Source organism: Ferrovum sp., assembly GCF_027317285.1.
Taxonomy (GTDB): Bacteria; Pseudomonadota; Gammaproteobacteria; order Burkholderiales; family Ferrovaceae; genus Ferrovum.
In genome coordinates, this window is record NZ_DAHVHV010000001.1 from 127,144 (window position 1) to 151,572 (window position 24,429).

Annotated in this window: 25 protein-coding genes; 15 read left to right on the top strand and 10 right to left on the bottom strand. The window is 58.7% G+C overall.

The window, feature by feature from the left end; genetic code table 11:
* Positions 1–15: 15 nt before the first annotated feature.
* Complete coding sequence (glnA, locus tag M6F29_RS00580; protein WP_297457416.1) at positions 16–1,425, bottom strand: type I glutamate--ammonia ligase; 1,410 nt, start codon at positions 1,423–1,425, stop codon at positions 16–18.
* Positions 1,426–1,724: 299 nt separating this feature from the next.
* Between glnA and M6F29_RS00585 the strand changes: the two genes are divergently transcribed.
* The 3 genes from M6F29_RS00585 to mtgA are packed head-to-tail and all read left to right on the top strand — an operon-like array spanning position 1,725 to position 3,726.
* The gene (locus M6F29_RS00585) at positions 1,725–2,177 is read left to right on the top strand and encodes a rhodanese-like domain-containing protein (RefSeq protein WP_297479650.1); all 453 of its coding nucleotides are present in this window, start codon (positions 1,725–1,727) and stop codon (positions 2,175–2,177) included.
* On the top strand, positions 2,177–3,007 hold the full coding sequence (gene aroE, locus M6F29_RS00590) for a shikimate dehydrogenase (protein WP_298156636.1): 831 nt from the start codon (positions 2,177–2,179) through the stop codon (positions 3,005–3,007). The genes M6F29_RS00585 and aroE overlap by 1 nt, the downstream gene beginning before the upstream one ends.
* 5 nt (positions 3,008–3,012) lie before the next feature.
* A complete protein-coding gene (gene mtgA / locus M6F29_RS00595) occupies positions 3,013–3,726 on the top strand; it encodes a monofunctional biosynthetic peptidoglycan transglycosylase (RefSeq protein WP_298156537.1) in 714 nt (237 codons plus the stop codon).
* A 30-nt stretch (positions 3,727–3,756) separates the two neighbouring features.
* Here mtgA and M6F29_RS00600 read toward each other — a convergent pair whose 3' ends face one another.
* From M6F29_RS00600 to groES, 6 genes are all read right to left on the bottom strand, one after another.
* Positions 3,757–4,443, bottom strand: a complete 687-nt coding sequence (locus tag M6F29_RS00600; protein WP_298156539.1) for a hypothetical protein — start codon at positions 4,441–4,443, stop codon at positions 3,757–3,759.
* A gap of 83 nt (positions 4,444–4,526) precedes the next feature.
* Positions 4,527–5,789 carry a diaminopimelate decarboxylase gene (gene lysA / locus M6F29_RS00605; RefSeq protein ID WP_298156541.1) on the bottom strand — a complete coding sequence of 421 codons (1,263 nt, stop codon included), beginning with the start codon at positions 5,787–5,789 and terminating at the stop codon, positions 4,527–4,529.
* A gap of 10 nt (positions 5,790–5,799) precedes the next feature.
* A complete protein-coding gene (locus M6F29_RS00610; protein ID WP_297479637.1) occupies positions 5,800–6,039 on the bottom strand; it encodes an LptM family lipoprotein in 240 nt (79 codons plus the stop codon).
* Positions 6,026–7,435, bottom strand: a complete 1,410-nt coding sequence (gene argH, locus M6F29_RS00615; protein ID WP_297455581.1) for an argininosuccinate lyase — start codon at positions 7,433–7,435, stop codon at positions 6,026–6,028. The genes M6F29_RS00610 and argH overlap by 14 nt, the downstream gene beginning before the upstream one ends.
* Positions 7,436–7,584: 149 nt before the next feature.
* Complete coding sequence (groL, locus tag M6F29_RS00620) at positions 7,585–9,228, bottom strand: chaperonin GroEL (RefSeq protein ID WP_297455583.1); 1,644 nt, start codon at positions 9,226–9,228, stop codon at positions 7,585–7,587.
* A 70-nt stretch (positions 9,229–9,298) separates the two neighbouring features.
* Entirely contained in the window at positions 9,299–9,589 is a 291-nt protein-coding gene (gene groES / locus M6F29_RS00625) for a co-chaperone GroES (RefSeq protein WP_297455585.1), read from the bottom strand.
* 154 nt (positions 9,590–9,743) lie between these two features.
* Between groES and dacB the strand changes: the two genes are divergently transcribed.
* Together dacB and M6F29_RS00635 are read left to right on the top strand one after the other, a co-directional pair.
* The gene (dacB, locus tag M6F29_RS00630) at positions 9,744–11,327 is read left to right on the top strand and encodes a D-alanyl-D-alanine carboxypeptidase/D-alanyl-D-alanine endopeptidase (RefSeq protein ID WP_298156546.1); all 1,584 of its coding nucleotides are present in this window, start codon (positions 9,744–9,746) and stop codon (positions 11,325–11,327) included.
* A 57-nt stretch (positions 11,328–11,384) separates the two neighbouring features.
* Positions 11,385–11,885, top strand: a complete 501-nt coding sequence (locus tag M6F29_RS00635) for a hypothetical protein (protein WP_297455589.1) — start codon at positions 11,385–11,387, stop codon at positions 11,883–11,885.
* Positions 11,886–11,930: 45 nt separating this feature from the next.
* Here M6F29_RS00635 and ubiA read toward each other — a convergent pair whose 3' ends face one another.
* From ubiA to M6F29_RS00650, 3 genes are read right to left on the bottom strand one after another with little or no spacing between them, the layout of a single operon-like run.
* Positions 11,931–12,782 carry a 4-hydroxybenzoate octaprenyltransferase gene (ubiA, locus tag M6F29_RS00640; protein WP_298156548.1) on the bottom strand — a complete coding sequence of 284 codons (852 nt, stop codon included), beginning with the start codon at positions 12,780–12,782 and terminating at the stop codon, positions 11,931–11,933.
* 6 nt (positions 12,783–12,788) lie between these two features.
* Positions 12,789–14,834, bottom strand: coding sequence for an ATP-dependent DNA helicase RecG (gene recG, locus M6F29_RS00645; protein WP_298156551.1), 2,046 nt, complete (start codon positions 14,832–14,834; stop codon positions 12,789–12,791).
* Positions 14,835–14,837: 3 nt separating this feature from the next.
* The gene (locus tag M6F29_RS00650) at positions 14,838–16,811 is read right to left on the bottom strand and encodes a monovalent cation:proton antiporter family protein (protein WP_298156554.1); all 1,974 of its coding nucleotides are present in this window, start codon (positions 16,809–16,811) and stop codon (positions 14,838–14,840) included.
* 70 nt (positions 16,812–16,881) lie between these two features.
* Here M6F29_RS00650 and M6F29_RS00655 point away from each other — a divergent pair, with 70 nt between their 5' ends.
* Genes M6F29_RS00655 through rapZ form a run of 10 tightly spaced genes read left to right on the top strand, consistent with a single transcriptional unit; the run spans position 16,882 to position 24,419 of the window.
* Positions 16,882–17,883, top strand: a complete 1,002-nt coding sequence (locus M6F29_RS00655) for a KpsF/GutQ family sugar-phosphate isomerase (protein WP_298156557.1) — start codon at positions 16,882–16,884, stop codon at positions 17,881–17,883.
* Positions 17,884–17,892: 9 nt separating this feature from the next.
* Positions 17,893–18,429, top strand: coding sequence for a KdsC family phosphatase (locus tag M6F29_RS00660; protein WP_297455598.1), 537 nt, complete (start codon positions 17,893–17,895; stop codon positions 18,427–18,429).
* On the top strand, positions 18,417–19,004 hold the full coding sequence (lptC, locus tag M6F29_RS00665) for an LPS export ABC transporter periplasmic protein LptC (RefSeq protein ID WP_298156562.1): 588 nt from the start codon (positions 18,417–18,419) through the stop codon (positions 19,002–19,004). The genes M6F29_RS00660 and lptC overlap by 13 nt, the downstream gene beginning before the upstream one ends.
* Positions 18,964–19,608: a lipopolysaccharide transport periplasmic protein LptA gene (gene lptA, locus M6F29_RS00670; RefSeq protein ID WP_298156565.1), complete on the top strand. Its 645-nt coding sequence runs from the start codon at positions 18,964–18,966 to the stop codon at positions 19,606–19,608. Before lptC ends, lptA begins: the two co-directional genes overlap by 41 nt.
* Positions 19,605–20,327: an LPS export ABC transporter ATP-binding protein gene (gene lptB, locus M6F29_RS00675; protein WP_297455605.1), complete on the top strand. Its 723-nt coding sequence runs from the start codon at positions 19,605–19,607 to the stop codon at positions 20,325–20,327. Before lptA ends, lptB begins: the two co-directional genes overlap by 4 nt.
* A gap of 3 nt (positions 20,328–20,330) precedes the next feature.
* Positions 20,331–21,746, top strand: coding sequence for an RNA polymerase factor sigma-54 (locus M6F29_RS00680; protein WP_298156568.1), 1,416 nt, complete (start codon positions 20,331–20,333; stop codon positions 21,744–21,746).
* A gap of 25 nt (positions 21,747–21,771) precedes the next feature.
* On the top strand, positions 21,772–22,098 hold the full coding sequence (gene hpf / locus M6F29_RS00685) for a ribosome hibernation-promoting factor, HPF/YfiA family (RefSeq protein WP_297455609.1): 327 nt from the start codon (positions 21,772–21,774) through the stop codon (positions 22,096–22,098).
* Positions 22,099–22,104: 6 nt separating this feature from the next.
* A complete protein-coding gene (locus tag M6F29_RS00690; protein ID WP_298156571.1) occupies positions 22,105–22,578 on the top strand; it encodes a PTS sugar transporter subunit IIA in 474 nt (157 codons plus the stop codon).
* Entirely contained in the window at positions 22,565–23,533 is a 969-nt protein-coding gene (hprK, locus tag M6F29_RS00695; protein WP_298156574.1) for an HPr(Ser) kinase/phosphatase, read from the top strand. The genes M6F29_RS00690 and hprK overlap by 14 nt, the downstream gene beginning before the upstream one ends.
* Positions 23,520–24,419, top strand: coding sequence for an RNase adapter RapZ (gene rapZ, locus M6F29_RS00700; RefSeq protein ID WP_297479613.1), 900 nt, complete (start codon positions 23,520–23,522; stop codon positions 24,417–24,419). Before hprK ends, rapZ begins: the two co-directional genes overlap by 14 nt.
* Positions 24,420–24,429 lie beyond the last annotated feature (10 nt).

Consider the following 24,429-nt stretch of genomic DNA (forward strand, 5'->3'; position numbering starts at 1 on the left):
ATGCCCAGTGAGGATCTAGAGGCTGTAGTACATCTGGAACTCCAGAGGATGGGTGGTCATCCGGAACAGGGTGACTTCTTCCATCTTGAGTGCGATGTAGGCATCGATCATGTCATTGGAGAATACGCCCCCACGGGTCAGGAACTCGCGGTCCTTGTCCAGCGCGGCCAGGGCTTCTTCCAGAGAGGCCGCAGGAGCCGGGATCTTGGCATCTTCCTCGGGGCTCAGGTGGTACAGGTCGCGGTCGGAGGCTTCGCCAGGATGAATCTTGTTCTGGACACCATCCAGGCCAGCCATCATCAGCGCCGAAAAGGCCAGGTACGGGTTGGCAGTGGGGTCGGGAAAGCGCACTTCGATACGACGGGCCTTGTCGCTTTGTACGAAGGGGACGCGAATCGCTGCCGAACGGTTGCGGGCAGAATAGGCCAACTTGACGGGGGCTTCAAAACCGGGCACCAGACGCTTGTAGGAATTGGTGCTGGGATTGGTGATGGCGTTGAGGGCCTTCGCATGCTTGATGATGCCGCCGATGTAATAGAGGGCGAAATCGGAGAGGCCGGCGTAGCCGCTGCCTGCAAACAGATTTTTCCCGTCTTTCCAGACCGACTGGTGAACGTGCATTCCGGACCCATTGTCACCGACGATGGGCTTGGGCATGAAAGTGGCTGTCTTGCCGTAGGAATGAGCGACGTTGTGGACGACATACTTGAGGATCTGGAGCCAGTCAGCACGTTGTACCAGGGGAGCAAATTTGGTACCGATTTCGCACTGCCCTGGGGCAGCCACCTCATGGTGGTGCACTTCCACCGGAACCCCCATGTCTTCCAGGGCCAGACACATGGCTGAGCGAATGTCCTGGAGAGAATCGACGGGAGGAACGGGGAAATAGCCGCCCTTGATCGCGGGGCGGTGACCCATGTTGCCGCCTTCGTAGGATTTTCCGGAGGACCAGGGGGCTTCTTCGGATTCCACCCGGACGGAACAACCGGACATGTCCACATTCCAGCTGACGGAATCAAACACGAAGAATTCTGGTTCAGGACCAAAGTAGGCAGTGTCACCGATGCCACTGGACTTCAGATAGGCTTCCGCACGTTTTGCCAGGGAACGGGGATCGCGATCATAACCCTTGCCGTCGGAAGGTTCGATCACATCGCAGGTCAGGACCAGCGTGGACTCATCCATGAAAGGGTCGAGGTTGGCCGTGTTGGGGTCGGGCATCAGAAGCATGTCGGAGGCCTGAATCCCCTTCCAGCCAGCGATGGAGGAACCGTCAAAGGCATGGCCCTCGGTAAATTTGTCCGGACCGAAGTGGCTGACAGGAACGGTGACGTGCTGTTCCTTGCCGCGGGTGTCCGTAAAACGAAAATCGACGAATTTTACCTCATGATCCTTGACCATCTGCATTACATCGGCAACTGCCATTTCTTCTCTCCTGTCAGAAAATTTAAGGATAGTACGACCTCTTGGCGCTCCTCACTCAATCCCCGGAGGATAAGCAGGTTACATGCCAAACCCTTCCAATCTATTCCAGCATTGTGCCATAAGGAAAGCGTAAAGGAACATGATTTTTTGGTGGCGGGTTGGTTCGCACCAACATGGTGCTTTTCAGGCAAAACGCACCATAAGAGTGCGTCTTCAGATACGCAAAAGGGGGTCTGAGTTTTACCTGAATACGACAGGTTTTGGTTACAATGCAACCTGATCCATCGATGAGGTATTCCATGTCCAGAATAGCCGAATTATTGAAAGTCGCCCAACAACGCGGGCGTGAAATCGGATTGTCCTATGCGGGGGCCCTGCTTCCGACCGAGGCTTTCGAACTGTTGAATTTGAATGCCCAGGCGGTGCTGGTGGACGTACGTACGCAAGCGGAGTTGGATTGGGTTGGATCCGTGCCCGGGTCGGTGCATGTGGAATGGCAGTCCTACCCCATGGGCGTGCGCAACGAATCATTTCTGGATACTTTGCGGGAACGGGTTCCTGGAGAGTCATTGGTGCTCTTTATGTGCCGTTCCGGGGCCCGGTCCCACGCGGCGGCAGAGGCGGCCACTTCCATGGGCTGGACGGGGTGTTACAACATCCTCCAGGGTTTTGAAGGGGATCGCGACCCGCAGGGGCACCGCGGTCATCTGAATGGGTGGCAGGCGGCCGGGTTGCCCTGGAAACAGAGTTGATGGATCGGTATGGGGTGATTGGGCATCCGATCCGGCACAGTCGCTCTCCCGACATTCACCGACATTTTGCGCTTCTGACGGGACAGCACCTCAGTTATGAACGGATCGAGGGAACGCTGGACGGTTTTGAAAGCGAGGTCGTCCGCTTCTTTGCGGCAGGCGGCCTGGGTCTGAATGTGACTCTGCCCTTCAAGGAGCGCGCTTTCGCCTTGGCTGCGCTGCATTCACCGCGTGCTCGGGTGGCGCACGCAGCCAATACCCTGGGGGTGACGCCGGAGGGAACGCTCTGGGCCGACAATACGGATGGTGAGGGGCTGGTTCGGGATATGACCCTGAATCTGGGCGTGACCCTGGAGGGGTCACGCGTGCTGATCCTGGGCGCCGGCGGGGCCGCGCGGGGCATCGTGCAACCCTTGCTGGAGGCGGGGATCGTGCAACTGGATATCGCGAACCGGACTTTGGTACGGGCGCAGACGCTGGTCCGCGAATTGGAGTCACTGCCCAGCGCCGTTTCCTGTCGTGCATTTTCCTGGCCGGATATTCCGGCGCAGGCCTACGAGGTGGTGATCAATGCCACGTCGACGGCGGTGGCGGGCGATCTGCCCACGCTTCCGGCGGCGCTCTTCGACCCGAGAACCCTGGCTTATGATCTGGGCTACGGCAAGGGTCCGACCCCGTTCCTGAAATTGGCCGGTCAGGCAGGCGCAGGTCGGACGGAGGACGGATTGGGGATGTTGGTGGAACAGGCTGCCGAATCCTTCTACTTGTGGCGAGGGATACATCCCCCCAGCGCAGAGGTGCTACGCGCGCTACGCGCCGCAGGTCACTGAACCGCATGTTTTCGGCGGGGCTCAAGGGATTATTGGCCTGGACCTGGCTTGGGATGAAGTGGGCCCTGCTGTTGCTGCTGCTGTGGGAAACCTGCATTTTCGGACAGGTCCTGTGGTGGCGGACCCATAACCCGGATCAGACATCCTTCATGCGCGCGCGCGCGGCGTCTCTCCAGTCGCAACGACGCCCTCCCCTCATGCCCCACCCCTGGGTGCCTTATCAGGGAATTCCAGGCAGCCTGAAACAGGCAGTGGTGGCGGCCGAAGACAGTCACTTCATGACCCACCACGGGTTTGATTGGGAGGGCATCCGGCAGGCGTACCGGCGAGACCTGAGGCGTCATCGGTTCGTGGCCGGCGGCTCCACCCTGACCCAGCAGTTGGCCAAGAACCTGTTTTTGTCCGAACGGCGAAGTTTATGGCGAAAAGGACAGGAAACGCTGATCACGGTGATGCTGGAAGCAACCTGGAGCAAGCGCCGCATTCTTGAGGTTTATCTCAATACCATCGAGTGGGGAGAAGGGGTTTTTGGCTGTGCTGCCGCCGCCCAGCACTATTTTCATGAACCCGTCCGGGATTTGACGCCCATGCAGTCCGCGCGTCTGGCTTCCATGATTTCCCGTCCGCGCTTCTATGATGTGCACGGCAACAGTCCTCGTTTACAGGACAAGACCGACAGGATCGAGAACCGCAGGAATCAGGTGGCGATTCCCGATTAGGGGATGACGATCTGCTTCCGGTTCCCTGCCTTACGTCATGGGTTTGATCAGCGGTGGGATGGTCTTTGGGGCACGGGGACGACGGGTGCTTTTGGGGGAAGAGGCAGGGGCGGCGCCCTTGTCCGGAGAAATGATGGGTGGCGGCGGGGGCGTTGCGCGTTTTTTGCGCGGGGCCGCAGTGACGGGCGTTTTTTTGACGGAAGTCCGGCGCGTCTTGCCCTCGGCCAGCGGTGGTGCAGGAACTTCTGCCGGCGCAGCGGTTCGTCGGGCGCGCTTGGTGGGCAGGGCCACGCGTTCCTCCATGGGGGCAGCAAGTGCTTCCTTGCGGCGGCGGGGTTTTTGGACAGAAGGGCTGGAAGGCAGGGGCTCCGCCGATTTCTTTTTCCGGGGGGTCGGAGATGGCTTGGCGGGCGCTGCACCTTCGGCAGGGATGGGTTCCTCTGCCACGGTATCGACCCGGGTGACTTCGGTAGTCACTTCCCCGAGGGTCTTCGAGGCTTCGACCTTACGCGCCTTTTTCTCTGTTTTTTTGGCTTTCTTGTCGGCCTTCTTTTCCGCTTTTTTGGCCTTCTTGCCTTTTTTCTTCTTCCCGATTTCCGGGATACCCCTGGATTTTTCCTGTTTGGCGGCCTTCTTCTTGTTCTTCTTCCCGGGTTCCGAAAGGACTTCGGACTCGAGGGGCTGTGGCGCGGGTGAAGATTTCTTTGCGGTGACCATGACGAACTCCTGCACGAGAAGCGTGAAGGCCATTGTAGGCCGAATTCTTCTTTTCGTACAGAGGCAGGGAAAAGGTTCGTGACTCAGGGCAATTCATGCTGGATCAGGTCCGCGTAGGTTTCCCGACGGCGGATCAGGGTGCTCCGGGACCCATGGACCAGTATCTCGGGGAGGAGAGGACGGGCATTGTAGCGGGAAGACATGGAGGCGCCGTAAGCACCGCAGGAAAGAATGGCCAACAGGTCGCCCGCCCGCGCATCGAGTACGCGTTCCGTGCCCAGAACATCGCTGGATTCGCAGACGGGGCCCACGATATCCACTTTCTGGTCTGTTTTTCGGAGCGCACCGACGGGAACGATTTCATGCCAGGCCTGGTAGAGGGAAGGACGCATCAGATCGTTCATGCCGGCATCCACGATCACCAGTTGACGTTCCGGAATGCTTTTCAGGTACTCCACGCGCGTCAGGAGCAGACCGGCGTTGCCGACGATGCGTCGTCCAGGTTCAAAGAGCAGGCGTCCCTGGAACTGGCTGAAACGCGATTTCAATGCCGTTGCATAGTCGGATAGGGAGAGAGGGGTTTCATCCCGGTAACAAATGCCCACGCCGCCGCCCAGATCGATATGCTCCAGGGGAATGCCTTCTGCGGCGAGTTGGTGCACGAGTTCGAGAATTTTATCGGTGGCCTCGAGAAAAGGTTCCAGCGTGGTGATCTGGGATCCGATATGACAGTCGATTCCGACGATCTTCAGGTGGGGAAGTTTTCTGGCTTCCCGATAAAGGGCCAGCGCAGTGGTTGCCGGCACGCCGAATTTGCTGGTACGCAATCCCGTGGCGATGTAGGGGTGAGTGCGCGCATCAACCTCCGGGTTGACCCTCAGCGAGACGGGCGCGGTTACCCCCAAGCGGGTGGCGCACCCGGACAGGCGCTGGAGCTCGGCGGCGGATTCCACGTTGAAACAGAGGATCCCGGCTTTCAATGCTTCATCGATCTCCCGCTGGGACTTGGCGATTCCCGAAAATACGATGCGGCGTGGATCCCCGCCGGCTTGCAGTACGCGGAATAACTCTCCTCCGGACACGATATCGAAACCGGCCCCCTGCGCGGCGAGGAGGCGCAGGAGAGTCAGGTTGGCATTGGCCTTGACGGCATAGCAGACGAGGGTGTCAAAGGCTTGAAAGGCATCCCGGTACTCCTGGTAAGACTGGAGCAGGGCGGATTGGGAGTACACATAGCACGGGGTTCCGTAGCGTTCGGCGATCTCGTTCAGGGAAACCGACTCCAGCATCAGGGTGCCATCGAGGGGCGAACGGTATGGGCCAACAGGGGCGAGCGGCAGAGACATGGCGTTTTCGTCAGGGAGAGGTTGGGGGCGCAGGATTGGGGGAAGGAGCGGGCGCCGTTCCGGAAACAGGCGCCGTCCCCGAAGGGGTTGTGGGTTCCGGAGCGGGGGCGGGCACGGTGGCGGAAACCGGTGTCTGTCCGGGCGGCAGATAGAGTCCCCCCTTGAGTCCGCACCCCCACAAGGGCAGGCAAAGCAGACTCCACACCGTCCAGAATCCTGGACGCACGATGGGGCGGTTACTCTCCCTCATGATCCCAGCGCTGGTGTGCCTCCTGAAGAGCGGCGCGAACCTGGGTCGGTGCCGTTCCACCAGGAATGTTGCGACTGGCCACCGACCCTTCCAACGTCAGTACCTCATGAACATCGGATTCGATGATGGGAGAAAAGGTCTGGAGCGTGGACAGGGGCAGTTCTGCCAGGTCACAGTCTTCGGTTTCGGCATGCCGTACGGCACGTGCCACGATTTCATGGGCATCCCGAAAGGGCATTCCTTTCTTGACCAGATAATCCGCCAGATCGGTGGCCGTGGAAAACCCTTCCAGCGCTGCCTGCCGCAAGGCAGCGGCATTGACCTGTACATCGCCCATCATTTCGGTGTAGATGACCAGGGTTTGAGACAATGTTTCCACCGTATCGAAGAGGGGCTCCTTGTCCTCCTGATTATCCTTGTTGTAAGCCAGGGGTTGCCCCTTCATGAGGACCAGCAACCCCATGAGATGCCCTATGATGCGTCCGGATTTGCCGCGCACCAATTCAGGCACATCCGGGTTACGTTTCTGGGGCATGATCGAGGAACCCGTGCAGAACGCATCACCGATCCGGACGAAATTGAAGCGTGGGCTCATCCACAGGATCAGTTCCTCGGACAGACGGGACAGGTGGACCATCAGCAGGGAAGCCGCAGCACAATATTCGATGGCAAAGTCACGGTCGGAAACGGCATCCAGGGAATTGCGACAGAGTCCCTCGAATCCCAGTAACTCGGCCACCCGTTCGCGCCGGATGGGGTAACTGGTTCCCGCCAGAGCCGCAGCACCCAAGGGAAGTTGGTTGATTCGTCGACGGCAGTCCGTCAGACGTTGGCGATCCCGCCCCAGCATTTCCACATAGGCCAGCAGATGATGGGCAAAGGAGACGGGTTGGGCCACCTGCAAATGAGTAAACCCGGGCATGAGCGTGTCCACATGCTGTTCGGCCAGAGCGATCAGGGCACATTGGAGGGCGCGCAGTTGGGCCTGGTGCTGGTCGATGGCGGCACGCAGATAGAGGCGGATGTCGGTGGCTACCTGATCGTTGCGCGAGCGCCCGGTATGGAGGCGTTTGCCCGCGTCTCCCACCAGTTGGGTCAGTCGTTTTTCGATATTGAGGTGAACATCCTCGTCGTCCAGAGTCCAGGGAAAACGATCCTGTTCCACTTCCTGGCGGATGACGGTCAAACCGCGCTGGATGGCAGAAAAATCGCTTTCCGTCAGGATGCCGACCTCATACAACATCTGGGCATGAGCCAGAGAGCCCTGGATGTCATGGGTCGCCAGGCGTTTGTCGAAAAGTACCGAAGCCGTGTAACGCTTGACGGTTTCAGCGACGGGGGCACTGAAACGTCCGGACCAGGATTTTTGCGGCGGAGTGTGGGAAGAAGAGGTCATCGAATGCTCAAACGGAAGGTAATGCGCCCATTATAAATCAGACCGACCTCGCGCTTTTCACGACACAAGAAAAACCCCCTTCAGACCAGGTCTGAAGGGGGTTTGGCGCAACACGCCGGTGCAGGACACCGGAGAGAGCAACAGGAAAATTACATGTCCATGCCGCCCATGCCACCCATACCGCCCATTCCTCCCCCAGGCATGGGGGATTCTTCCTTGGGCAGTTCCGCGACCATGCAATCGGTAGTCAGCATCAAACCGGCAATGCTGGCTGCATTTTGCAAGGCAAAACGGGTAACTTTGGTCGGATCGACCACGCCCATGGCAACCAGATCGCCATATTCGCCGGTTTGAGCGTTGTAACCGAAATTCCCCTTTCCTTCCAGTACCTTGTTGACTACTACGGAAGGTTCGTCGCCACAGTTGGCTACGATCTGACGCAGGGGTTCTTCGATGGCGCGTTCCACGATCCTGATGCCAGCATCCTGATCGGCATTGTCGCCCTTGAGTGCGGTCAGGGTGGAGCGGGCGCGCAGCAATGCGACCCCGCCGCCAGGAACGATCCCTTCTTCCACTGCCGCACGGGTGGCGTGCAGTGCATCTTCCACGCGCGCCTTCTTTTCCTTCATTTCCACTTCAGTGGCGGCCCCAACCTTGATGACCGCAACGCCGCCTGCCAACTTGGCCACGCGTTCCTGCAGTTTTTCACGATCGTAGTCGCTGCTGGCTTCTTCGATTTGCTTGCGAATCTGAGTCACGCGGCTCTTGATGGACTCTTCGTTCCCGGCACCATCGATGACGGTGGTTTCTTCCTTGCCCACTTCGATGCGTTTGGCACGGCCGAGTTCGTTCAACGTCACTTTTTCCAGCGACAGACCGACTTCTTCTGCAATCACGGTTCCACCGGTCAGAATGGCGATATCTTCCAGCATTGCCTTGCGCCGATCGCCAAACCCTGGCGCCTTGACGGCGGTGGTTTTGAGAATGCCGCGGATGTTGTTGACGACCAGGGTAGCCAGAGCCTCACCTTCCACGTCTTCGGCGATGATCAGGAGCGGACGACCGGACTTGGCCACTTGCTCCAGTACGGGCAGCAGATCGCGGATGTTGGAGATCTTCTTGTCGTGCAGGAGCACGTAGGGATCTTCCAGCAAGGCGATTTGACGGTCCTGATTGTTGACGAAGTAGGGAGAGAGGTAGCCGCGGTCGAATTGCATGCCTTCCACGACTTCCAGTTCATTTTGCAGGCCGGAGCCATCTTCCACGGTAATGACGCCTTCCTTGCCCACCTTGTCCATGGCTTGGGAGATGATCTCGCCGATGGAGTGATCGGCGTTGGCGGAAATGGAACCCACCTGGGCGATCTCGGTATTGGTGGTACAGGGCTTGGAGAGTTTTTTCAATTCTTCCACGATGCCCGTGACGGCACGGTCGATCCCGCGTTTCAGGTCCATGGGGTTCATGCCGGCGGCCACAAACTTCATGCCTTCCTTGACGATGGACTGGGCCAGTACGGTTGCGGTGGTGGTCCCATCGCCTGCAACGTCGGAGGTTTTGGAAGCCACTTCCTTGACCATCTGAGCGCCCATGTTTTCAAACTTGTCTTTCAGTTCGATTTCCTTGGCAACGGACACGCCATCCTTGGTGATGGTGGGTGCGCCGAAGGAACGCTCGAGCACGACATTCCGGCCTTTGGGTCCGAGGGTGACCTTGACTGCATCGGCCAGTATATTGACACCCACGACCATCTTGGCGCGGGCACTATCATGAAAACGAACTTCTTTAGCTGCCATCTTTTAGACTCCTGAATTTAACGGGGGCGGACCCGGTGGGTCCAACCGGTTCGATTGAAAATGGGGAGGCTCAGGCCTCGACGACACCCATGACATCTTCTTCACGCATGACCAGCAGTTCCTCGCCGTCTACCTTGACGGCCTGACCAGAGTATTTTCCAAACAGGACTCGATCGCCCACTTTGAGTTCGAGGGCGCGCAAGGTACCATCTTCCAGAGTCTTGCCTTTGCCCACAGCCAAAATTTCACCTTGATCGGGTTTTTCTGCAGCGGAATCCGGGATGACGATGCCAGAGGCGGTCTTGCGTTCTTCTTCAAGGCGTTTGACAATCACACGATCATGCAGGGGACGAATTTTCATACGACGATTCTCCAATGTTGAGAAAATTGAGACAGGATTAGCACTCGTCAAGTGCGAGTGCTAACAGTGTATGGGCGTCTTGGGAGGTTTTCAAGGGGAATGGTATAAAAAACCGTCCAAAATCCCGAGGTCTTCGGAAGATTTTTATATCCAATTGAGTAAAAAAGAAATTATAACCAAATTCAGCGTGATTGTCGGGGGCGTGTGGCTTCTGGCCTGGGGGGGACTGGCCTGCGCCGACCCCGGGCCTCTTCCTTCGGTTTCGCAGGAACTTCCGCAGACCCTGCGTCAGGCGCTGGCCCAGGCCAATGTCCCGGCTTCGGAGGTTTCTGTCGTGGTCTGGGGGGTCCATGAACCTCAACCGCGCCTGGCCTGGGAGGCCCAGACACCGCGCAATCCGGCTTCTGTCATGAAATTGGTGACGACTCTGGCGGCCCTGGAAAATTGGGGTCCTGCCAAAACATGGCGCACGGAAGTTCGCGTGCCTCGTTTGGAGGCACAGAGGGGACAGGGTCCTTTCGGAGTCGTCGGGGTGGGCGATCCGGGATTGACGCTGGAACGGTGGCAGGAACTCTGGCGTCAGGTGTACCAGCAGGGGGTTCACCAACTGTCGGGACCGATTCGTTTCGATCAGGAAGGGTTTGCCCCATCGGCATCTTCCCCTGACACGTTCGACCAGGAAGGCTTTCGGGCCTACAATGTGATACCTCATGCCTTGCAGGTGGGGCAGCAGACTCAATGGTGGTTCATCCGTCCCGGAGAGAGGGTCGGTGAACCGCTCCGGATCTGGCCGGAATTTCCTTTCCCACGGATCGAACTGCGCAACCGGACCCGTACCGTCGACGGCCCCTGTCCGGCCCTGTGGCGCTCAGGTTTGCACTATGCCATTCGCGCCAAATTTCCGGGACAGGCGATGATCTCCCATCCTGACCGCCATCTGGATGCGGGCGCGATTCTGGAGTTGACGGGGACCATGCCGCAGGCTTGCGGTACCCGGCTCATGGGATTTTCCCTGCTGACCAATGCCGCCTATCTCGATTCTTCCTTGCGGACCCTGTGGCATGAGTTGGGAGGAACATTCACGGGGACCCTGAGCCAGGGTCCCGTGCCCAGGGACTGGCCCGTGCTGGCATCCAGTGAATCTCCCGCCCTGATCGAGTTGCTTCTGCAAATGAACAAGAACAGCAATAACGTACTGGCACGAACCTTGTTGCTCGATCTGGCGACGGACGGCCCGGATTCTGCCAGCGTGGCAACGGAGTCGGCTGGTCGGGCCAAAGTCCTCCGGATTCTGGCGGAACGGGGGCTGGTTTTCCCTGAGTTGGTGCTGGAGAATGGTGCCGGGTTATCGCGCAAGGCGCGTATTTCTGCGGAACATCTGGCGCACCTGTTGCTCTGGATGCAGGAGAAGAGTCTTTACGGGAATGAATTCATGACCACCCTGCCGCTCGTGAACGTGGATGGAACATTGCGCCATTCTTTTGAAGATCCTCAACTGCGCGGTCGTTTTCATCTGAAGAGTGGTACGTTGGAGGGGGTGAAAGCCCTGGCGGGTTATGGTCTGGATGCGCAAAACCACTGGGTGGTGGTGGTCTTTCTGGCGAACGGAACGGGTGCCGGGGGTACGGAAGCGGCCCAGGAAGCTTTGCTCCGATGGGTTTATCATGAATCAAAAATACCACAGTCCGGTGCCCCTCAGGACGCAACGGTGTTGCCTGCACCAAATCCCTTGCGCTAACATGGAAGGTGTAAAAGTGTCACTGGGGGGTGGCGTCTGTCACTGGGGGAAATCGTCATGAAAAAGAGTGTGCAGGGAGTGGGTATGCTCCTCCTCATGATGCAGGCGGCCCTGGCTCAGGAGGGGGCCAGCAGTGGCTGGTTTTCCGGGATCAGCGCCCTGCCCTTTTCGGTGCAATGGAATACGGAATTGGCCCCGGAAGGGAGCGCGCTGTCCAGTCATATGCGCAGCGAGGGATTGGGGGGCTCCGAGATTTCCGGGCTCTCCCGCAGCTGGGTTCTGGGCGGTACGGGAATCCTGCCCCTGGGGGACCGTCTGGCCTTGACGGGCAGTCTGGCCACCATCCGCAATCAGGGGTCGGGGGGGGCTGCCAATACGTCGACGGTGGGACTGTACGATGCCTTGCCTTACAACATGACGGGCCTGGGGATGCACTATGATCTCAGTCAGCGTTTGCGTTTTCAGGGGGGCTGGGACCATTACCAGTTGAATTACAACCGGATCAATGGAAATTCCAACATTGATTTGTTGTCGCTGGGGCTGCGTTACGGATTCTGAATCAAAGTTCCACGGATACTGGAGGGGGGCGGGGCGCCGTTGTTCCTACCGCAGGGCGTAGGACAGGAAGATTCCCCCAAAGACGGCGGCTCCGAACCAGGTATTGTGCAGAAAGGCGCGCAGACACTGGTCGCGTGCGCGGGTACGGATCAGGGTGTAGTGAAAGCCAGCCACCCCGGCAGCGATGCACAGTCCCCCATAGTAGGGCACGCCCAGATGAAAGTGCCAGCCAACCCCGCCCAGCAGGAGCAGGCAAAGTCCGTAGAACATCATGATCAGGGCCACGTCCCGGTGGCCGAAGAGGAGTGCCGTGGAATGAATGCCGAGGGGGCGGTCATCCTCCCGATCCACCATGGCATATTCGGTGTCGTAGGCCAGAGTCCAGCAGAGGTTGGCCAGCATCAGTATCCAGGCAGAACCGGGTACCTGACCGAGTTCGGCCGCAAAAGCCATGGGAATGCCAAAACCAAAGGCAATACCCAGATAGGCCTGGGGGAGCGGAAAAAATCGTTTGGTCAGGGGGTAACTGGCGGCGAGAAAAAGGGCGGGCAGGGAAAGTATCAAGGTCAGCGTATTGCGGGTCAGAACCAGAGCGAAGGCACCCAGGCTCAGGAGGAGCGCCAGTACGACGGCCTCCTTGACACTGACCTCTCCTCGGGCCAGGGGACGCTGACGGGTCCGGGCAACGTGGGGGTCCACCTTGCGGTCTGCAATGTCATTCATGACACAGCCGGCTGAGCGCATCAGCAGGGTACCGAGCGAGAAGACGATCAGATTGGATAGGGAGGGATGCCCCTGGCTGGCCAGCCACAGGGCCCAGAGTGTGGGCCACAGCAACAGCAGGGTGCCAATGGGCTTATCCATCCGGGTCAGGCGCCACCACGCATTCCAGTTCATGTGCGTTCAAGTATTCAGATAGGGTTGACGTGTGCCCAGCCAGCACGAGGCATGATGGCGGGATTTTACAGGGGACTCGACGATCCAGGCGGCCGCGTACCGACGCGCCAGGGTCAGCAGGTCATCATCCTGCACGGGGTCTGCGAAGCGCAGCAGAGCCAGGCCACTTTGACGGGAACCCAGGTAATCGCCGGGGCCACGGAGCAGGAGGTCCTGGCGGGCGATTTCAAACCCGTCGGTGTGTTCGTAAATCACTTTCAGACGTTGACGCGCCAATTCGGACAGAGGGGGCCGATAGAGGAGCAGGCAAACGCCGGGACCTGTGCCCCGTCCTACCCGTCCGCGCATCTGATGGAGTTGGGCCAGCCCCATTCGTTCCGCATGTTCGATCACCATCAGTGTCGCATTCGGCACATCCACCCCCACCTCGATGACGCTGGTGGCGACCAGCAATTGAAGTTCTCCTTTCTGGAACCGATTCATGATGGCCTGTTTCTCGGCTCCGGCAAGTCTGCCATGAAGCAATTCGCAGCGCAAATCCGGCGCATCGGCGGTGAGGGCCTGAAAAGTGTCCTGGGCGTTCTGCAGGTCGAGAAATTCCGATTCTTCGATCAAGGGGCACACCCAGTAGGCCTGTTGACCCTGGCGACAGGCCGAACGAATGCGTTCGATGACCTCGTTCCGACGGGCAGCAGAAACCAGTTTGGTGGTGATGCCCTGGCGTCCGGGGGGCAATTCGTCAATCACGGAGACGTCGAGGTCGGCATAGTAACTCATGCTCAAACTGCGGGGGATGGGCGTGGCGCTCATCATGAGTTGATGGGGCTGGATCCGGCCGGATTCTCCTCCTTTCTGGTGGAGCGAGAGACGCTGGGCGACGCCAAAACGATGTTGCTCATCGATGATGATCAGCCCCAGGTTCTTGAAGGACACCCGTTCCTGAATCAGCGCATGGGTACCGATGACCAGGCCAATTTCTCCATTGGCGATGCGTTGGTGCAGGTGACGCTGAGCCTGACTCCCGAGTTGTCCCGTCAGCAATTCGACAGGAACTCCCTGGGAAGCGAGCAGGTCGCAGAGTTTTGCATGGTGCTGCTGGGCCAGTAATTCGGTGGGCGCCATCAGGGCCACCTGCCCTCCTCCCTCGATGCATTGAACGGCAGCCAGAGCGGCGACAATGGTTTTGCCACAGCCGACGTCTCCCTGCAACAGCCGATGCATGGGGCGTTCTTGCGCCAGATCCCGACGAATTTCCTCGACGACCCGGCGTTGGGCGGCAGTGAGCGGAAACGGGAGGGATCGTTCAAAAGATCGGGAAAGTTTTCCCTGGGCGGGGTAGGCCTGGGCCAGGGTTTCGCTGCGATGTCGGCGGTGGAAATGCATGGACAACTGCTGGGCCAGCAGTTCATCGAATTTGAGACGTTGCCACAGGGCGGGGACCAGTTGGGACGTATCGGTGGGGCCGTGCAGGATCTTCAGGGTCGTGGCCAGGTCGGGTAACCCCAGGGAATCACGCCAGGAGGGGTCCCAGGTGTCGCTCAGGTCGAGTTGCGTCAGCGCCCGTGACAGGGCGCGCCGCAGGGCACTCTGGGACAGGCCGGCACAGGTGGGGTAAACGGGGGTCAAGGTGGCCGGAAGGGGATTGTTTTCCTTGAATGGTTGGCAACGGGGGTGGATCATTTCCAGTCTCTGGTAGCCCTGGCGCGCTTCACCAAAGAGGCGCAACCGGTTGCCCGGGGCGAACAGGCGCAGTTGGCCGGGATGGAAATGGAGGAAGCGCAATTCGAGCAGGCCGGTTTCATCCCTGACCTGGACGGTCAGGGTGCGGCGGGGACCCTGGCGAATTTCGTGACGAACCACCTGAACGATGAGGCAGGCGCTTTGCCCCGGCGTCAGGGCCGCGACTGAACCGGGATGCCGTTCATCTTCGTAGCGCAGGGGAAGGTGCAGCAATAAATCGAATCCGCTGTGCAGTCCCAGAGTATGGAGCAGTTGGCAGAGGTGCGGGGTGAAATCCAGGGCGCTCAGAGGTACGGTGGGCGGCAGGGGCACGACTCACTTTCCCTGAATGAGCCATGCTTCGGCCTGGGCCAGCGCCTCCGGACGGCCGAGCAGGATCAGGATATCCCCGCTTTCGAGGCGGGTCTCTCCTTCGGGTTGGAACCCCCGCAATCCACGCCGGCGCAGGGCAGTGATTTCCACCCCCCACTGATGAAGGGGCAGGTCACGCAGTTGCATCCCCCTGGCAAGGCTGTTTTCCAGCAGGGTCAGCGTTTGCAGGCGAAGTTGGTCGGGGTTGGTGTTCTCGCTGGATTCGTCGGTCAACCCACGAAAAAACCCGCGCATCAACTGATAGCGTTCGGCACGGACTTGACGGATTCGTTTCAGGACCCGCGACAGAGGTATGCCCAGTTCGAGCAGGGCATGACTGGCCAGCATGAGGGATCCCTCCAGGATTTCCGGAACGACTTCGGCTGCCCCCGCCTCTTTCAGACGATCCAGATCGCTGTCATCACGGGTACGGACGATGACCGGAAGCGCCGGCTTCAACTCCCGGACCAGCGCAATGATGGCGAGAGACAACGCCGTATCGGAGAAACTGACGATGAGCGCCGAGGCGCGCTGGATGCCGGCAGCAATCAGGACTTCCTGTCGTCCCGCATCGCCAAACACGACTTCGTCGCCCGCTTCCGAGGCCAGCCGGACCCGTTGCGGGTCGCGGTCCAGAGCAAGGACGGAGACCCCCTCCTGTTCCAGGAAACGGGCCAGATTTTGACCGCTCCGGCCGTATCCGCAAACGATGACGTGACGTTGCTTCCCATAACTTCGACGGGACAATTCATGGAGGGCGACGGAACGCAGGGCCCATTCATTCTTGCAGACGAAGAGGACGATACGATCGCTCGTGAGCAGAATGAATGGGGCCAGGATCATGCTGATGAGCATGGCTGCCAGAACGATCTGAAGCGGCGTGGCAGGGACCAGATGAAGCCCTTCGGCCTGGGCCAGCAGCACGAACCCGAATTCGCCGGCCGGCGCCATGGCCAGGGCGGTACGCAGTGCAATCGAATCCTGCTCGCCCAGCGCGCGCGCGGGGCCGTACACCGTCAGCAACTTGAGTCCCAGCAGGAGGACCAGGGTCAGCAGTACGGCGGGCAGGTGGTGGACCACGACATTCAGGTCCAGTAGCGTTCCGATGGTGATGAAGAAAAGACCGAGCAACACATCGCGAAAGGGTTTTATGTAATCTTCCACCTGATAGCGGTAATCGGTTTCGGCCAGTAACACGCCGGACACGAAAGCGCCCAGCGCCAGCGATAATCCGGCCTTCTGGGTGATCCAGGCCAACAGCAAAATGACCCACAGGACATTGAGCAGAAACAGTTCCGAGGACTTTTGACGGGCAATCCAGTGGAACCAGAGTCCCAGCCACTTTTTGCCCAAGCCCAGCAACAGGGACAGAATGACGATGGCCTCGAAGACTTCGATGAGCATCAGACGTGCCAGATGATCGTGGGGTTGGGCAAGAGCGGGGATCAGAACAAGGAGTGGGACGACCGCCAGATCCTGAAACAGCATCATGCCCATGATGCGTTGCCCATGGGGGGATTTCAGTTCCGAGCGTTCGGCCAGCAGACGCGAAATGATCGCGGTGGAGGACAGGGACAGCGCGCCGGCCAAAACCACCGTGCCTTGCAGGGGTAATTTCATGGACCAGCCCAGCAAAAAGACCAGCCCGAAGGCCAGTCCCATCTGGGCGCTACCCAGGCCAAATACGGTGCGCTGCAGGGCGATCAGTTGGGGTAAACTGAACTCGAGCCCGACGCTGAACATGAGGAACACGACCCCGAATTCGGCAAGGTTCCGGGTTTCTTCACCGGGGGGAATCCAGCCTGCAGCATGGGGCCCGATCAGGATCCCGGTGAGGAGGTATCCGAGCATGGCCGGCAGGCGCAGGAGACGAAACAGCGCCACGCCCAGAGTCGCCAGGATCAGCAGCAGTAAAATCAGTTCCAGTGTGTCGCTCACGAGTTTCCATTCCTTTGACAGAGAGGTCGAGTTTCACACCCTTCTTGCCCTCAAGTATAATCCGTGAATCATGAATGCTCATCCCGATTCCCTGCCTCTCCTCTCACCCGACACCTTGTTGTCCATGGCGCGTATCATTCTGGAGATCGAGTCCGCGGCCATCCAGTACCAGGCCAGCCGTCTGGATGAACATTTCGTGGCCGCTCATCACTTGCTTCTGGGCTGTCGGGGGCGGATCGTGGTCAGTGGCATGGGCAAGTCCGGGCACATTGGCGGCAAGATTGCCTCGACCCTGGCCAGTACGGGCAGTCCGGCCTTTTTCATGCATCCGGCCGAGGCCAGCCACGGGGATCTGGGCATGATCATCGCTGAGGATGTGCTGCTGGCTCTGTCCAACTCAGGAGAAAGCGATGAGTTGCTGGCCATTGCCCCTTTGCTCAAGCGACGCGGTACCCGCATTCTGGCGCTGACCGGAAACGCGCGCTCCCGTCTGGCTCGTCTGGCTGATGTGCACCTCGAAGTTCGGGTGGAGCGTGAGGCCTGTCCCCTCAATCTGGCACCGACGGCCAGCACCACGGCCGTTCTGGCGCTGGGGGATGCGCTGGCCCTTACCTTGCTCGAGGCGCGCGGGTTTTCCGCCGATGACTTTGCGCGAACGCATCCCGGCGGGGCGTTGGGGAAACGCCTGTTGCTGGCGGTTCAGGACGTCATGCATCAGGGGGAGCGTGTTCCCCGGGTGACGCATCAGGCAACCGTGGCGGAAGCCTTACGGGTCATGTCGGACAAGGGCCTGGGGATGACGGCGGTGGTGGGGAGCGACGATCGTCTCGAAGGAATCTTTACGGATGGAGACCTGCGGCGCGCGCTTGAAACCGGCACCGCCAATTTGCTGGAACAGGAAGTCAGCCAGTGGATGACCCGCCATCCCGTGGTTACTCGACCGGACGAACTTGCGGCCAACGCGGCTCAGGTGATGCAGGACAAGCGGATTTTTGGGTTGTGCGTGGTGGAAAAGAAGCGTTTGGTGGGTGCGTTCAACATGCACGATCTCCTGCGGCACGGAATTGTTTGACAGGAACCCATGAAGTTATCCGCCGAAGATCTTGTGCAACGGGCCCGTCAGATACGGTTGGTGGGATTTGACGTGGACGGGATTCTGACACCGGGAACCTTGACCTTCGATGAACAAGGGCACGAAACCAAATCGTTTCATTCGCGTGATGGGGTGGGGTTGAAGTTGTTGCAGCAGGCAGGTTTGACGCTGGCCCTCGTCACAGGGCGCCAGTCTCCCATCGTGACGTTGCGCGCCCGAGAATTGGGCATCACCCATGTGTTTCAGGGCGTTCATGACAAGCGCCAGGTCATGGATACCCTGCTCTCCGATCTGGGGTTTCGCTGGGACCAGTTGGCTTACATGGGCGATGATTTGCCCGACCTGTCCGTTCTGTGTCGCTCTGCTCTGGCGCTGACCGTCCCGGAAGCCCCGGAGGAGATTCGGGCTGCAGTTCATTGGGTGGCCCCTGTGGGGGGAGGGATGGGGGCGGCCCGGGCAGCGGCAACCTGGCTTTTGCAGGCACGGGGGGAGTGGGCCCGAGTACTGGAACGATGGGCCGACTGATTCAGAATCTGGAGGCCTGGGTACCGGTGGTCGTGGTCCTGCTGTTGGCCATGGTCACCACCTGGCTATGGCGGGTGGTCGAAGAGGGAGGCGCGTGGGGAGAGAAATCCGTCCGCCACGTACCCGATCTCATCATGTCTCACTTTTCTGCCCTGCAACTGGGCGAAAACGGACAGATTCGTTACACCCTGGATGCGTCTAAAATGGTACATTACCCGGACGATGATACTTCTCATTTCGAGACGGTTCTGTTTACCTCCTATGAATCCAGTGGCCCCCCGGTGGATGTGCGTTCCGAGCGGGCGGTGCGCTCCGAACCCCGTGACGAGGTGGTGTTTACCGGACACGTGGTGGTTACCCGTCAACCCACGCCCGAAGAACCCCCGACAGTGATGACGACCAGTATTTTGACGGCCTATCCTCAACGGGGTATCGAAAAGACCGATCAGCCGGTGGTGGTGACTTATGGCCAGGATCGGCTGGTCGCTAATTCGATGATCGTTGACAACAAAACCAAAGTGGCCCATTTCACCCATGCCAAACTTCTCTACCATCCTGCGCCTCGTCATCCTTAGCGGGGTGCTGGCCGGAGTTGTGACGGCCGTTCATGCCGAAAAGTCGGATCATGACCAACCGGTCAATATCGACGCGGATCGCATGACTGCAGATGACACTAAAAAAGTGAGTTATTTCGAAGGGAATGTCGTTTTGACACAGGGAACGATCCACATGACCGCAGACCATATGACGGTTCGCGAAGACCCGGAGGGCATGAAATATGCGTCGGCTTTCGGCAATCCGGTCACCTTCCGGCAGAAACGCGATGGCGTCGACGAATGGGTGGATGGCAAGGCACAGCATGTGGAATACAACGGAAAGATCGAACGGATCGAACTCTTCGACCATGCCGTGGTGCATCAGGGTAAGGATGAAATCAAGGGAGACTACCTGTCCTATGACACCAGGACGGAGTTTCTACGTGCCAACGGAGAGTCCGAGGCACAAAAAGGGAAGGCGCCTGGGCGCGTGCATGTGGTATTGCAACCGGCAAAGAAGGACGAGCAGAAGAAACCTGAGGGTAAGGGGGGCACGGTGCCAGTGCCTGCAGCAGTGACCAAAGACAAAGAGAAGACTTCTTCTCCCCTCATTCTGAAACAGGATACGGATTTATCCCCATGAGCCAGTTACGCGCCGAGCATCTGGTCAAGCGCTATCGCGCCCGCCAGGTGGTGAAGGATGTTTCCCTGACCGTGGAAAACGGGGAAGTCGTGGGGTTGTTGGGCCCCAATGGGGCCGGAAAGACGACCTGTTTCTATATGATCGTCGGGTTGGTGCCATTGGATGGCGGTGAAATCTACATGGACGGGACCCGTCTCAGCGCCTATCCCATTCACCGCCGTTCCCTGATGGGGCTCTCCTATCTGCCGCAGGAAGCCTCGATCTTTCGGCGCATGACGGCGTCGGAGAATATTCGGTCTGTCCTGGAACTTCGTGGCCTGAGCGAATCTGATTGCCAGAAGGAACTGGATCAATTGCTGGAGGAACTGCACGTCAGTCATTTGCGCGACAGTGCCGCTGTCAGTCTGTCCGGGGGAGAACGACGGCGCGTGGAAATTGCGCGTGCCCTGGCGACACGACCCCGTTTCATTTTGCTGGATGAACCGTTTGCCGGCGTGGACCCCATCGCCGTGATGGATATTCAGCAGATCATCCGCTTTCTCAAGAATCGCGGGATCGGGGTGTTGATCACCGACCATAATGTGCGCGAAACCCTGGGAATTTGCGATCGAGCCTATATTATTAATCAGGGAGGGGTCCTGGCTGCGGGAAAGCCCGATGAAATCGTCTACAATGAAAGTGTCAGAAAGGTCTATCTCGGTGAAAATTTCCGGTTGTGAACCATGAAGGTCCAACTCCAGCTCAAGCAAACGACGCAACTCGCCCTGACGCCGCAACTGCAGCAGTCGATTCGATTGTTGCAACTTTCCACGCAGGAGTTGGAACAGGAAGTCGAGGAGTTTCTCCGGCTCAATCCCCTACTGGAACGTGTCGACGGGAAAGACGGCGCGGTTGATTCGGAGCCCGGCGCGTTTGAATCTGCCGATTCCGTCGACTCGGGACCTTCCCCTTCGGCCGAGGTCGAGCAGGAATCCTGGAGTTTCGAAGAAGGAAGCGGCACCGGCCAGGGCGGGCAGGGCGAAGATGAGGACGAGGGGATACAACAGGATCTGCGCGTGGTTCCACTCTCCCTGCGCGATCATCTCCTGGGGCAGGTGCGCCTGATGCCCCTCGGGGAACGCGATCAGGAACTGGTGGCCACGCTGATCGATCACCTGGACGAAGATGGTTACCTGCGCTACGCTTTCATTGACCTGAATTCCAGCGTCTCCGGCGAACTTGGGGAGGTGGAAGAATCCGAATGGCTGGTGGCCCTGCGCATTCTACAGTCCCTGGATCCCGCAGGGATCGGGGCGCGCACCTTGAGTGAATGTCTGGAACTGCAATTGCTGGCCAGCCAGGCGACCGAAGAGGATAAACGACTGGGCAAAAAAATGCTCGATCACCTTGAATGGCTGGCCCAACGGGAATACACTCGCCTGAGGAGGGCGCTGGGCATCGAGGAGCGCAAGGTCAGGGAGTTGCAGCAGATGTTGCAGCACTTCGATCCTCGTCCAGGGGCGGCGTTCAGTGCGACCGAAACGCGCTATGTCGTGCCCGACGTGATCGTGCGGCGAACGGAGCGGGGTTGGAGTGTATCGCTGAATGAGGGAGTGATGCCGCGTCTGCGTGTCAATCAGGTCTATGCCAACATTCTCAAGAAGGGGACTCCGGGCCACTCCATGTCCCAACAATTGCAGGAAGCGCGCTGGTTGATCAAGAATATTCAGCAACGTTTCGACACGATCCTGAGGGTAGCCTGTGCCGTGGTCGAGCGACAAAAGGATTTCCTGGAACGGGGAGAGATCGGGATGAAACCCCTGGTCTTGCGCGAAATTGCCGAGGCGCTGGGGCTCCATGAATCTACCATTTCGCGCGTGACCGTCCAGAAGTATCTGTTGACTCCGCGCGGTTTGTTCGAATTAAAATACTTCTTCAGCAGCCATGTGGGGACGGACAGCGGCGAAGCGGCCTCCTCCACTGCCATTCGGGCACTGATCCGTCAGTTGATCAATCAGGAAGATATCAAAAGTCCCCTGTCCGACCAGCGTATTGCAAACTTGCTGGGCGAGCGGGGGTTTCAGGTGGCAAGGCGGACTGTGGCCAAGTATCGTGAGGCCATGCATCTTTCTGCCGCCAGTTTGCGCAAGTCGTTGTGAGTTGTACATTTTCAAGGAGAACAAGATGAAAGTCACTATCACTGGGCAACACATCGAAGTCACCCCTGCGATACGCGATCATGTGGAGGAGAAAATTGGGCGAATCAAACGCCATTTCGAACATCCACTGGACATCAACGTGGTGCTGACAGTGGAGAAACTCAAGCACAACGCGGAAGCCAACGTCCACGTCAACGGCAAGGACTTTTTTGTCCATACTTCCCAGGGAGATATGTACGAAGCCATCGATGACCTTGCCCATTTGCTCGATCGTCAAATCATCAAGCACAAGGAACGTCAAAGTGACCAGCGGAATGGCCAGCCGCTGAAACACCTGGCCAACGGGGTGTGATCTGCTGTGGGAAGCGTCGTTCCTCGACTTCACCAGTTGCTCAAACCCGACCATATTTTGCTCGATCTGGAAGTGACCAGCAAAAAACGGTTGTTTGAGCAAATCGGGATACTTTTCGAAAATCATGACCAGTTACCGCGCAGTCAGGTCTTCGACGCTCTGTTCAATCGTGAAAAGTTGGGCTCCACGGGGCTGGGTCATGGTTTTGCCCTGCCCCATGGGCGCATGAAAGGGGTGCGAGACACGTTCGCCGCATTTCTGCGCCTGTCGACGGAAATCCCTTTTGAGGCACCGGATGGTCAGCCCGTGCGCATGGTGTTTGCCCTGCTGGTTCCAGAACATGCGAATGAACTGCATTTGCGCCTTTTAGGGGAAATCTCCGAACTCTTCAGCGACGAATCCCTGCGCCAATACCTATTGTCCGTCACGGACCCCCTGGATGTGATCCAGGCGCTTTCTCAACCCCATGCCCTCGGTTAGCGTTCAACGCCTCTTTACGGACAATCGGGAAAGACTCGACCTGTGCTGGCTGGCGGGTCAGAAAGGGGCACTCCGGGTGGTTACCGTCGGTGCCCTGAGTGATTCCACCGCGGGTCTGATTGCTCACCTCAATTTGACGCATCCCCATCGTTTTCAGGTCCTGGGCGCCCATGAAATGGCTTATTTGCAGGGCCTGGACGAAGAAGCGCTGGAGAGGGCCTGGGAGGGTATCTTTTCTTCCGAACTGGTGGCCATTTTTCTCAGCGAAGGGTGTGTATTGTTGCCCGCTCTGGCTGAAAGAGCGGAACAGCGAAGTGTCCCCGTCATGGGGTCGAACGCGGACAGTACCTCGGTCATCAACCAGATACGGCATTACCTCAGTCAGGAGTTGGCCGAGCAGGAAAGCCTGCACGGTGTTTTCATGGTGATTCTCGAGGTGGGGGTGCTGATTACCGGGGATTCGGGGGTGGGGAAAAGCGAATTGGCCCTCGAATTGATTTCGCGTGGGAACGGACTGGTGGCCGATGATGTGGTGGAGTTCTACCGCATCGCTCCAGACACCCTCCAGGGGCGTTGTCCTCCCCTGTTGAGGGATTTTCTTGAAGTCCGCGGACTGGGGTTGTTGAATATCCGTTCCATCTTTGGGGAAACGGCGGTCCGTCCTCGTAAGAATTTAAGATTGATCGTGCATCTCGAGCGGCCGTCCGGGGGCGATCTGAATACCTGCGAACGGCTTCCCATGGGGCGTCAGACTCAATCCATACTGGGCGTGGCTGTTCCCCGGGTGGTCTTGCCCGTGGCGGTGGGGAGGAATCTGGCGGTACTGGTGGAAGCGGCCACGCGCAATTTCATTCTGGAACAGCGGGGGATCAACAGTACCCAGGAATTTATCGATCGTCAGCAACAATTCATGCAGGAATCCTGCGCCCAGGGCGAGTCTCATGAATCCCGGTGAACCAGGGGCGATTACGTCCAAGGTGGTATTGATCAGCGGGTTGTCGGGGTCGGGAAAATCCGTGGCTCTGCGCGCGCTGGAAGATGCCGGTTACTTTGCCATGGACAATTTCCCTCTTTCCTTTCTGGTTTTCGTATTACAGGAGTTGGTGGCGCGGGGCGAGCGTCAGATTGCCCTGACCCTCGACGTGCGCGGCGGAAATGCCCTGAATAACCTGCCTGAGGCGCTCCAGACCCTGCGTGACAATGGGTTGGATGTCCGGTTGCTCTATCTGGAAGCCAGCGATCAGGATCTGGTCCGACGCTTTTCGGAAACCCGTCGTCCCCATCCCCTGGCGCTCCATCAGCATTCCCTTGCAGAATGCATTGCCCTGGAACGGGACCTGTTGTCCGGGGTGGCGGATCTGGCCCGCCGTTTTGATACGACGCATATCACACCCAATACCCTGCGGGCCTGGGTGCGTGATTTCGTGGATCTGGACCCGGCCCGACTCACCCTTTTCTTTCAGTCCTTCGGATTCAAGTTCGGTATTCCGCTCGACGCCGATTTCGTCTTTGATCTGCGTTGTATTCCCAATCCATTTTATGATCCTCACCTGCGTCCATTGACGGGACGGGACCCTGCAGTGATCAGGTTCCTTGAAAATCTGCCCATCGCGCAACGCATGTTCGCGGATTTACAAACTTTTGTGACTTCCTGGATGCCTGATTTCATCAGGGACAATCGCGCGGCCCTGACGGTTTCCCTGGGGTGTACGGGAGGACAGCACCGTTCGGTCTATTTTGCCGAGAAGTTGGCCCGCCATTTCTCCCAGTATCAGTCCACCCGGGTCATTCATCGGGAATTGGACCGCGGGGTGGAAAGGATCGGCGAAGGAGGGCGATAGGCTGCCCGTC

Coding starts and splice junctions, on each gene's coding strand:
- glnA (WP_297457416.1), bottom strand. CDS start 1,425: ATGGCAGTTGCCGATGTAATGCAGATGGTCAAGGATCATGAGGTAAAA.
- M6F29_RS00585 (WP_297479650.1), top strand. CDS start 1,725: ATGTCCAGAATAGCCGAATTATTGAAAGTCGCCCAACAACGCGGGCGT.
- aroE (WP_298156636.1), top strand. CDS start 2,177: ATGGATCGGTATGGGGTGATTGGGCATCCGATCCGGCACAGTCGCTCT.
- mtgA (WP_298156537.1), top strand. CDS start 3,013: ATGTTTTCGGCGGGGCTCAAGGGATTATTGGCCTGGACCTGGCTTGGG.
- M6F29_RS00600 (WP_298156539.1), bottom strand. CDS start 4,443: ATGGTCACCGCAAAGAAATCTTCACCCGCGCCACAGCCCCTCGAGTCC.
- lysA (WP_298156541.1), bottom strand. CDS start 5,789: ATGTCTCTGCCGCTCGCCCCTGTTGGCCCATACCGTTCGCCCCTCGAT.
- M6F29_RS00610 (WP_297479637.1), bottom strand. CDS start 6,039: ATGAGGGAGAGTAACCGCCCCATCGTGCGTCCAGGATTCTGGACGGTG.
- argH (WP_297455581.1), bottom strand. CDS start 7,435: ATGACCTCTTCTTCCCACACTCCGCCGCAAAAATCCTGGTCCGGACGT.
- groL (WP_297455583.1), bottom strand. CDS start 9,228: ATGGCAGCTAAAGAAGTTCGTTTTCATGATAGTGCCCGCGCCAAGATG.
- groES (WP_297455585.1), bottom strand. CDS start 9,589: ATGAAAATTCGTCCCCTGCATGATCGTGTGATTGTCAAACGCCTTGAA.
- M6F29_RS00635 (WP_297455589.1), top strand. CDS start 11,385: ATGAAAAAGAGTGTGCAGGGAGTGGGTATGCTCCTCCTCATGATGCAG.
- ubiA (WP_298156548.1), bottom strand. CDS start 12,782: ATGAACTGGAATGCGTGGTGGCGCCTGACCCGGATGGATAAGCCCATT.
- M6F29_RS00655 (WP_298156557.1), top strand. CDS start 16,882: ATGAATGCTCATCCCGATTCCCTGCCTCTCCTCTCACCCGACACCTTG.
- M6F29_RS00660 (WP_297455598.1), top strand. CDS start 17,893: ATGAAGTTATCCGCCGAAGATCTTGTGCAACGGGCCCGTCAGATACGG.
- lptC (WP_298156562.1), top strand. CDS start 18,417: ATGGGCCGACTGATTCAGAATCTGGAGGCCTGGGTACCGGTGGTCGTG.
- lptA (WP_298156565.1), top strand. CDS start 18,964: ATGCCAAACTTCTCTACCATCCTGCGCCTCGTCATCCTTAGCGGGGTG.
- lptB (WP_297455605.1), top strand. CDS start 19,605: ATGAGCCAGTTACGCGCCGAGCATCTGGTCAAGCGCTATCGCGCCCGC.
- M6F29_RS00680 (WP_298156568.1), top strand. CDS start 20,331: ATGAAGGTCCAACTCCAGCTCAAGCAAACGACGCAACTCGCCCTGACG.
- hpf (WP_297455609.1), top strand. CDS start 21,772: ATGAAAGTCACTATCACTGGGCAACACATCGAAGTCACCCCTGCGATA.
- hprK (WP_298156574.1), top strand. CDS start 22,565: ATGCCCTCGGTTAGCGTTCAACGCCTCTTTACGGACAATCGGGAAAGA.
- rapZ (WP_297479613.1), top strand. CDS start 23,520: ATGAATCCCGGTGAACCAGGGGCGATTACGTCCAAGGTGGTATTGATC.